Here is a 9,668-nt window from a genome sequence, read left to right on the forward strand (position 1 = left end):
GTACCGAAACGGTCATTCGGCCGCTTCGATTCGCCATCCCACTTGCGCTCGTCCTCGCCCCAGACGACTTTCGCCGATCCCGGCGGCACGCCGTCATGGCGCGCGAAGCCGTTGTCATCGAGCTTGCCGCGAATGACCGCACCGTTGTCGAAGATGAGCTTGTAAGCGGCCCCTTTGACGGGCTCCAGATCGTCATAGTGGTGGTTCAACTCGATGAAGTGTTGCGCTTCGTTGATCGCCCCGGTGGGCAGATGCGGCAGCTCCGCCGGATTCCCCTTCGGCCCCACAAAGCTCTTGCTCGTCCCTTTCACATCCAAGAGCCCCGGCATCTTCAGCGTGATGTTCATGCCATCGAGTTCGATGCTGGTCTGCCCGCCCTTGAGCGTGATCTTCTGCTTGGCCAGCACATGGATCTCGTCGTTGCTGCTGGTGACCGTGAAGCCTTCCTTCGCCAGCCATTCGAGTTCGTCGGTGTGCGCCTGCACGCTCACCGGCCCGTCCTGCGCGATGACCTGGATGCCGCCYTCRTGGCTGTAGAGSCCCRCGGASCGGCCAGCCGCAAAGCTCACGGTCTTGCCCGCCGCCAKGTGCGCCTGYTCCTGCGCRGTCCAGTGGATCGCCTCGCCCGCAAACACCGTGGCRCTYGCGGGCGTGGCCATGTTCARRCTCATGGCCGCRTCGAGCACCATGAGCGGCCGGGCGAAGGCRGGCACAGGGTCCTGGCCCTGCCGTGAATCCGCACCCTCCCCGCCCTTGGGCTCCCGCGCATCCTGGCCGTTGACGCTGCCGGGGTAGTGGCCGTTCTTCTTCGGATCGAGGTCGTCGATGAGCGGTTGCAGCAGCGCCGTCGCACCCAGCGCCAGCGCCTTGGCGCCGCCGGCCGCATCCGACAGGTTCTGCGCTTCGCGCAGCGCACCCGCGAGCTGGCCGCGCACGCTGGCGGTGTCCTGCACGCCGCCCGCMGCSCTCTCCTGGGCCAGYGTCGAGATCAGCAGGCCTTCGCCMGCGCGCGTGACGACCCAGGCATCGGAGCGCARCTCGGCRCCGCTGCCGCGCCASGCRCCGCGGTTGCTCTCGTCGGGCGCCTGGGCGTTGAGGTGGCCCAGRTTCAGCTGGCTCGCCGCRTGYGAGCTGGCGAGGCGGGTGCGCACCTGSCCGGGCGCGTCGTCGGCGATCCACTGGTTGTAGCCGCTGCCGTCGAGCGCGCGGCTGTGCCAGCCCGARAGCACGCCCGCGTGGTTGGCCGACGAATCGGTGCCCGCCGACCAGGGCGGCAGGTCCTGTCCGTTGTAGAGCTGYTGGCTCACCACCGGCCGGTCGAYGTCGCCCTCGATGAAGGACACCAGCACCTCGGAGCCGACGCGCGGCAGGTGGTGTGCGCCCCAGTTCGGCCCGGCCACCGGTGCGGCCACGCGCAGCCAGACCGAGGCWGCCGCGCTGCTGTGGCGCCCGGCCGTGACCAGGCTGCCCTGTCCACTCTGGCCCGATGACCCTGGTGACTGCTGTTGCGTCGCGCGCTGGGCCTGCCAGTGAAAGCGCACCTGCACGCGATGATCGCGCTGCGTGTGGACCGCGGTCGGCGCCTCGTCGTCATCGGCACCGACCACGAGCGCGACCATGGCCTCGGGCGCCGTGGGCTTGGGCCGCCAGATCGGCGCGACCTGGGCTTCGGCCGGCTGGGCCTCGAAGCTGTTGCGGTAGCTGCCCTTCTCGAGCTCGCCGGCCTCGAGCACCTGCGCGGCCTGCGCCCCGAGGTTGTTGGCGGCTTCGTGGCGCACGCGCAGCGCCAGGAATTTCTGGCCTTCGTAGCGGTCGTGCTGCGTGAGCGTGAAGCGCTCACCGGCACCGAGCTGCCGCACGCTGCCCGCGGCGCCATAGCGCTTGATGCGCGACTCGAAGGCCACGAGCTGGTTCTCGGCACGCCGCGCGGCGGCGGCGTTGTTGGCGTAGCGCTGCGCGCCCGCGCCGTCGTAGTGTTCCAGCACAGGCACATCACCCATGGCCAGCGCGCTCTGCATCGAGCCGGTGGGCGCCTGCAGCACGCTGGCATCCCATGCGTTCAACGTGACGGCATTGCTGACGACCTGGCGCTGGCTGCTCCATGCGGTGATGGCATCCTGCTGCTCGGTGGCATCGACGCGGTGGAAGCGGATCTCGGGCAATGCGCAGTCGGGCGCCTTCGCTTCGCGATCGAAGATCACCAGGCGATGGTGCGACGGCGCCGCGTTGTTCGCGTTGCTGCTGCCGCCCTCGCCGCCTTTGGTCTGCTCATGCTCGAAGCGGAAGCTCAGGCCTTCTTCCGCAAGCAGGCGCAGCACGAAGGCAAGGTCCGACTCGCGGTACTGCACGCAGGTGGGCCGCACGGGCATCTCCTGCGTGACTTCGAAGGTGAAGCTGGCGGCCGCGTGATCGGCGAACACTTCGCTCACGATGTCCTGCACGCTCTTGGCGGCATACACGAAGCTGTCGCGGCGCAAGCCGAGCGCGGCGAGCCATGGCTGCAGGTGCAGCCGGTAGCGCGCCAGGCCGCCGTCGCCACCCAGCGCATCGACGGCCGTGAGGTAGCCGTGCCAGGTGCGGAAGCTGCCGTTCGCGAGCAGCAGGCGCAGGCTGAGCTCCTCGCCGATCAGCGCGAAGGGATCGAACTCGCTCGACGTGGCGAGGGTGTCGATGGAGAAGGCGAAGAGTTCGTTGATGCCTTCGGTGGCGGTGAAGCGCTCGACCACCACGCGCTCGCCCAGCCCCTGGACGGCCTGGGCCTGCAGCGTGACGAGACGGGCACGCTGGGAGAGCTGGGCCACGTTGAGGCCGCCGAGCGAGGGCGGGGATATCAGGTCAGACGATGTCATTGCATGGTTCCATTGTTCAGCGCGGGTCCTCGTCGGACGGAAAGTCTTCGTCGCGGTAGCCCGCCTCGTAGAGGGCTCTGCCCAACTCGCTGAGTTGCATGTCGGGATCGTTGAGCCAGCCCAGCTGGCGCGTGTCGGTCTTGCCGAAGGCGCTCTTCTCCACCCAGTCTTCCATCCGGTCATCGGAGGCGCGCCACATCGCCACCTCGATCAGCACCGAAGCCAGCATGCCCCAGGGTCCCAGCAGCATGCCGAGGATGCGCCGCGAGCCGAAGGACATGAGGCCGCGGGCGACGGCCCCCACGCCGGTGGCCACCGCCTCGACGGCGATCCGGCTCGAGAGGGTTTCAATCAGCACGCCGCTCATGCGCACTGCGCCGATCACGCGTGTGCTGTAGGTCGCCGCAACATAGAGGCTGGCCACGGTTTGTGCGCTGTCGAGCCCGAGCTTGCACCACAGGAGGGTGTAGCGAAGTTCGTTCTTTTCCTGCTCCTTGCCGAGGTAGTACCAATCCACGGTGCCCGACAGCAGCGACGCCATCCCGCCGAAGACGCCGGAGCTGAAGCGGGCGGTGCGCGAGCCCCGCGAGAGGTACGTCACCGCCTCGCCCGCCGGAATCTCATTGGCCCGGGCGGCCTGCGCAGCAAGATCGAAACAGCACTGCACGATCACCGAGCTGCAGGCAAGGATCTGCCGCTTCAGCACCCACTGGTCGACGTTGGGCTTGTCGGTCATCTTGAACAGATACACCAGCCGCGCCACTTCGGCGATGCCCACGATCGCGGCAAGTCCAGCGCCGCGCGCGGTCAGCTGCTTTTGCGTATCCCGTCCCTTGGCCGTCTTGACGTCGTCCTCATGGGCGTTGTCGGGCAGCGACGCATGTTCATCGACCCTCCACCGCGCAGCGTCCTGGCGCGCCTTGCTCACCTCGGCATCGCCCGTGTTCCTGACGAGTTCATCCGCCGCTTTTTCAAGCGACGAGACGGTATTTTTCTTCAGCTCCGCCGCGATGAGATCGTCTTCGAACCAGCCCGTGAGCAGGAAGCGATAGACGATGTTGCCACCCAACCGCTCGACGCCCTTGTTGAAACCGATCCATTGGAGAAGCTTGTAGTCCCGCCCCCACCAGTGCCCCGGAACGTACTCCTTGTGGGTATAGGACGATTTGGTGCGATCGCGCAGCCCCCCGCCACCCAGCGCCTCCATCGCGTTGAAGCGTTTGGTATGAAACTCCTCGAACACCGAGCTTGGTGGCAGCGGCTTCAGCTTGTCGGAGGTGCCCGGTACCTTGAGGCCTGCCGGCCTGCTGGCCAGGATGTCTTGCAGCGCCAGGCCCATCGCACTGCGATAGAGGTTCGCCGGCAGCTTCATGTGCTGCGACCAGCGATTGATCTTGGTCTGATCGTCGAAAAGCGTGTCGCGATTCTGGTGTGCCGCGCGCAGCACGGCCATCACATCGTCTTCTTCGCTGGGCATGCCGCAGGAAAGCAGCCGCACCAGCAGATTCTTTTTGCCCGAGACTTTCAGTTCGGCCCACTCCGCATAGAGCAGCTTGCCAGGCTCCGCGGCATCGATGCCTTCGAGCAGGTCCTCGATCACTTCCGCGCAGGCCAGTGCTTCGTCATCGACGCCGCCGTCGTAGTCGTCCAGCACGGTGATGAGGCCTTCGTATTTCAGCCACTCGCTCACCAACCGGGAGCGCGCCTCCACCAGCTTCCCGCGCACGTCCAGGAAGTTCTTGTAGTTGTTGACGAACGCATCGTGGCGCGTCCAATCCACTTCCTGGTAGTAGTCCGCGGTGTCGTGAAAGTCGGTCACGGCCCACATGCGGTCGTCCAGCACCTTCGTCTGCAGCGGGCCGGGACGCTCGGCTTCTTTCAGCGCAGATCTGTCCGACTGCTGGACGGTGTAGTAGGTGTCGGTGGAGGAAGGGATGCCGAGCGACGGACTGCCGCCCATGGTGCGCGTGCCTTCGGTGATCACCGCGTCCTTGCCGAGAAAGGGGCGCCGCTCCTGGAGTTCCGAGGCACTCATCCGCTCACGGCTTTTTTCGATGACCCGCTGCCGGTACGAACCTCCGGTCTCGGTGTCGTACAGCTTCTTGCCGAGCAGCCCGCCACGCTTTGCCTCCGCCAGCGCCTCTTGCGGCGACTGGTAGATGCGGTACTCGGTCCTTGCCGGATGATGCACCGTCGTCGACGCCATCGTCGTCGGGCTCGTGGTCGTGGACTCCCATGCCGGAATGTGTATCTCCTCGACATGCGCAGTCGGACTCAGCATGCGCTGGTTCTTCTCCTGCAGCGAGATCTGCCGGTTGCTTTCCTTGTACGCCGCCATCGCCGGCAGGTCCCGGATCGCGCTGGACGCCTCGATCTCGGCGCGCCGCTGCGTCTCGTATTGCATGCGGAACTCGTGCAGTTGATTCATCGCACCAACGAGTTCGCCGGCCACGCCCAGCGGGTCGTCCAGCGCGAGCAGGATGCCCGGGTGCGGCTTGCCGCGCGCGGCAATGGGCTCGATGGTGTTCGCGAGAATGGCGCCGCGCCATTTGTCGTCGCCGCGGTCGAACGGCGCCTCGAGCGAGTTGTTGGAGTAGACGAAGGACTTCTTGTCCATCGTGAAGCCCTCCGTATCGCCCTCGCCCACCGAGTATCGGAACTGCGCCGGCCAGCACGAGCACCAGCGCCGCAACACGTCCTGGTCGTGCCGCCCGCACTCTTCAGGGTTCTTCGACGTGGCATCGCGGGAGTTCGCTGTCAGCTCGTGGTGGTAGTGCCCGGGCATGGACTGGTTGACGACGTTTTCCGTGAGCTTCGAGGCGCGCTCGTAATTCCAGAGAATGGCGTAGGGCACGTGCGGGCAGTACTCCAGCACCTTCTGCACCTCGTCCTCGTTCAGGTTGGCCCAATGCGTCCCCGAGGCGGTGGGGCCGGTCTGCCCGATGATCTGCGCCGGTCGGATCGCCGTCATGCGCGCACCGGGGTTGCGCGCCACGCGCTGGCGCGTGGCCCGGGTCCACGGGTGCTGGCTGAAGGCCACGTAGGCCTGCGCACAGTTCGCCGGGTCCGGGATGGTGATGTGGCTCAGGTTCTTCACCGAAATCGGACCGCAGCGCGAGCATGGCGCCCCACCCTCGCCCGCGGTGGAAAGCGGCGGTTTCGGTGCATCGGGACCGCTGAGCGAGAAAGTGCCCGTTTCGTTGACGGTATAGACCTCCCACTTGGTGACCTCGCCGTACACCGTCATGCGCGCCTCGGGGTAGTGCACGTACAGGTAGCCCGCGCGCATGATGCGCAGGCCCGGCTTCGCGTCGTCGCCGAAGTCTCGTCCCTCCCACGAACAACCGGCCCAGGCGGGCATCTTGAGGATGTCAGGCAGATCCTTCCAGACCGGATTGCTGCCTTCGCCGATGTCCGTGTCGACCTTGAAGCGGCTGGGCAGCAGCGTCTGTCGCACCGGCAGGATCGCCAGTCCGGTGGCACGGCATTGAGAGCAGGGAGTGTGCATGGGCGACAAGGCTCAGAGAAGTGACGAAACCGGGGCACGCGCGGATTGCGTGCCTCGCATGAACACGTCGAAAGCGGCCGCGACCTGCTCGTCGATGTCGATGGCGCCGGGCCGGCGGCGCACGGCCCGCATGGCCCGCAAGGCGGCGTCGCGCAGGGTGTCGAGGGGCGCGTGCGTTGCATCCGCATCGCCGCTGCTCTTACGCATGGCGAGTCCGTCGCGCAGCGCTGCATGGAAGGGCGCCATCGCGTCGAAATCCTCCCATTGCGCGGCCGTCAACTGAAGCGTGGCCCAGGGCGCGGTGCCGCCGGCCCCCGGGGTATGGGCCTGCGCCATGCCGTCGCGCAGCGCCATCGTTTCGCCGTCGGGCTTGAGCAGCCACCATTGCTCGCACGCACGCATCCAGCTTCGGTGCTGCACGCCGTCGAGCGTGGCCCACATCCCCCAGAGGACGGCAGGGTCGTACAGGCGCAGCAGCGCGCGTTGTCCGTCCGCGCGGCGCTGAACAAGGAGGCGTGCCATGGCCTGCGCGACGACGGCGCCGTCGCGCGCACGTACCCAGGCGCACACGCGGCGCCCCAGTCCTTGCGCAAGCTGGGCAGGATGCAGCTCGAACCTCGCGTACTCGACCGTCTCCTCCAGCAGCGCACAGCCGGCCTCGGAAGACAGATCCAGCCCCAGCCAGAGCGGATTGAACTTGGCCAGCATCTCGTAGCCGGGGATGGCCGGCTGCACGTGACTGCATGCGCGCGCCAACCAGTCGTCGGTGGTGTGGTCGCTGCCAACCGGACAGAAGGTGGGATCGACGAGCACCCACAGCGAACGCGGGCCGCCCTCGAGGATCTGGGCCAACAGGCTGTCCTTGTGCCGCAGGAGACCGGGATCGGGCATGACTGAGGCTCTCTTCTCAGAGCGCAATGGCTCCGGCCTGCGCCGCCGCAGCACTCTGGGCCTTGAGGGGGCAACCACGGTAGTCCGCCGGCGCGATCGCGTTGTCGGCCTGTGTGCCCATCGGCCCCACGAAGTTATGCATCCCCCTGAACGTCACCTTCCCCGGCGCATGGATCTTGATGCTCGCGCCTTCGAGCTTGATGTAGGCACCGGCGCTGGTCAGCAGCACATGCTGGGGCGCCTCCACCTCGACGTTCTTCGTCACGCTGGCGATCGTCACCTTCTTGTCGGCCGCGATTCTTGTGGCGCCCTTCTGGCTCTGCAGCGTCACGCTGCCGCTGGCCGCATGCAGCGCGATCCCGCGCTCCTGGTTCGGCTCGGCGCCTGCGCTCACTTTGGCGCCGAGCGTGTACAGGCTCACCCCCTTGGCCACGCTCATCGCGATCTGCCCCTGCGCGGGCAGGTCGATGTCCTGGCTCGCGACGATGGCGCTGTGCTTGCCGCTGACGACGATCGCCTCCTTCGGCGTGACGAAGCCGATGCCCATGGGGGCGCTGAACTGCAGATGCGGCTCGCTGTAGGCCGTGACGCGGCCCTGGCCGCCTTCGGTGGCCTTGATGCCGTCGCTGCTGCTGCCGCTTGCGCCGCTTGATTGCGCGGCACTGCCCTCCTGCGTCGCCCCCAGCACCTCGGCCACATGCTTCAGCGCCTCGATGGCGGGCAGCTTGTCCGGTGCTTCTTCRCCCTTGAKCTGCGCCTTCTGGGTCTGYGCRCTCTTGGCCARCGARGTSGCGAGYTCCTCGGCCTGYTKSGTCTGCTGCTGCGCCTCCCGGCTGGCCATGAAGGCRCCCTTGGCGTTCGGCTGGGCATGGGCGCTCACGAGCAGGCCTGAACCGGCACGGATGGCGCCCTGGGCGGTGGTGGCGAGTTCGGCSCCGTGGCCGCGGGCCTTGCCGCGCGCGTTGTCGTCCTGCTGCTTGTGGTGGCCCAGGTGCAGCCGGCTCTKGGCCTGCGTGGTGGCSAGGCTCGTGCTGCCCTGKCCGGGSGTGTCGTCGAASACGAGCTGGTTGTAGCCGCCGTCKCCGCTCTGGCTGGCRCTSARYTCCTGGGTCTTGAKGCCGGAGAAGACGGCGTTGTGCGCATGCTCCTTGGCSTCCTTGCCYTCSCCGGCGAACCAGGCGGGGGCGTTGCCGGTGGACTGGGCGGCACCRGCGGGCTTCTGGTTGTGCTGGGCGTCGGTCTGGCCGGCACCGTTGTAGAGGGCGGCGACGACCACGGGGCGGTCGATGTCGCCGTGGTGGAACTCGACGAGCACYTCCTGGCCGACGCGCGGCAGGCTGACCTGGCCCCAGTTGTCGCCGGCGGCGCTGGCGGCCACGCGCACCCAGGCGCCGAGGCGGTCGGCGGCGGGGGCGTTGTCCTGGCCGTCGGTGCGGGGCTGCCGGGCGCTGGCGGCGCTGCCGCGCTGCCAGTGGAACTGGACCTTGATGCGGTGGTCGCGGTCGGTGTGGATCGGTGCGTCTCCGCCCACGCCGATGACGATGGCGCTCTGGCTGCCGTGCACGCTGGGCTTGGGGTGGATGCGCCGGCCATGGCCGTCCACGCTGAGCGGGCGGTAGGGGATGGCGGCGCGCACGGTGGTGAACTCGTTGCGGTAGTGAGTGACGGTGTCGGGGCTGGCAGCGACGTTGCCGCTGGCCGTGCCGTTGCCGCTGTCGTCGGACACATCGAACGCGGTGGCGATGTCGGGCAGGCCGAGGCGTTCGCCGACGCCGGCCTTGAGCTCTTCGTCGAAGTTGTTGCGCGCGATGTGGCGCACGGCGAGCACGGCGAAGCGGCGGTCCTGTTCGCTGTCCTGGTCGTGCTGCGCGTGGCCGCTGAGGGTGAAGGTGGTGGCGGGGGCCAGGGTGCGCACGGCGCTCTGGCCATCGAAGCGCTTGTTGCGCAGCTCCAGGGCCTGCAGGGCGTTGGCCAGCAGCCGCTCGCCCTGGGCGGAGGTTTCCCAGCCGTAGGCGCCGGGGTCGTCGCTCCAGTACAGCACGCGGTGGTTGTTGGACGGCGCGCCCGATCCTGCGCCCGCTCCACGGCTTTGCTGTTGCACGGGCCTTGCGCTCACGCTCTTGTAGTCCCAGCTCTGCTGCGCGAGGCTGTTGGTCTGCAGCTGGCGGCTGCCTCGCCATTGCTGGATGGTGTCTTCGCGCTCGCTGGCATCGGCGCGGTGAAAGCGGATGGTGGGCTGCGCGTTGGCGCGGAAGGCGCCGTTGTGGTCGGCGATGACGAGGGTGTGGCTGCCGAGGGCGCCGTCCTGGCCGGTCGCATGCTCGAACCAGTGGCACAGGCCTTCTTCGGCGAGCAGCCGGGCGACGAAGTCGAAGTCGCTCTCGTGGTACTGGGTGGTGATGCCGCGCACGGGGTAGATG

The 9,668-nt window shown here is 67.9% G+C and carries 4 protein-coding genes; all 4 read right to left on the reverse strand.

Translation table 11 applies throughout. From position 1 onward, the window contains the following. On the reverse strand, window positions 1-2,849 hold a 2,849-nt coding region (locus AC1DXX_RS32445; RefSeq protein ID WP_478138311.1), incomplete at its 3' end, for a type VI secretion system Vgr family protein. A 16-nt stretch (window positions 2,850-2,865) separates the two neighbouring features. Continuing rightward, a complete protein-coding gene (locus AC1DXX_RS32450) occupies window positions 2,866-6,357 on the reverse strand; it encodes a T6SS effector BTH_I2691 family protein (RefSeq protein WP_478138312.1) in 3,492 nt (1,163 codons plus the stop codon). A 12-nt stretch (window positions 6,358-6,369) separates the two neighbouring features. After that, entirely contained in the window at window positions 6,370-7,248 is an 879-nt protein-coding gene (locus AC1DXX_RS32455; protein WP_478138313.1) for a DUF4123 domain-containing protein, read from the reverse strand. 16 nt (window positions 7,249-7,264) lie between these two features. Continuing rightward, window positions 7,265-9,668 (reverse strand): type VI secretion system Vgr family protein (locus AC1DXX_RS32460; RefSeq protein ID WP_478138314.1); only part of this gene is annotated, 2,404 nt, incomplete at its 5' end.

This window comes from Variovorax sp. P4_B10 (assembly GCF_056402375.1).

Bases quoted from the DNA above. Each gene is read 5' to 3' on its own strand.
- AC1DXX_RS32450 (WP_478138312.1), bottom strand. From the start codon at position 6,357: ATGCACACTCCCTGCTCTCAATGCCGTGCCACCGGACTGGCGATCCTG.
- AC1DXX_RS32455 (WP_478138313.1), bottom strand. From the start codon at position 7,248: ATGCCCGATCCCGGTCTCCTGCGGCACAAGGACAGCCTGTTGGCCCAG.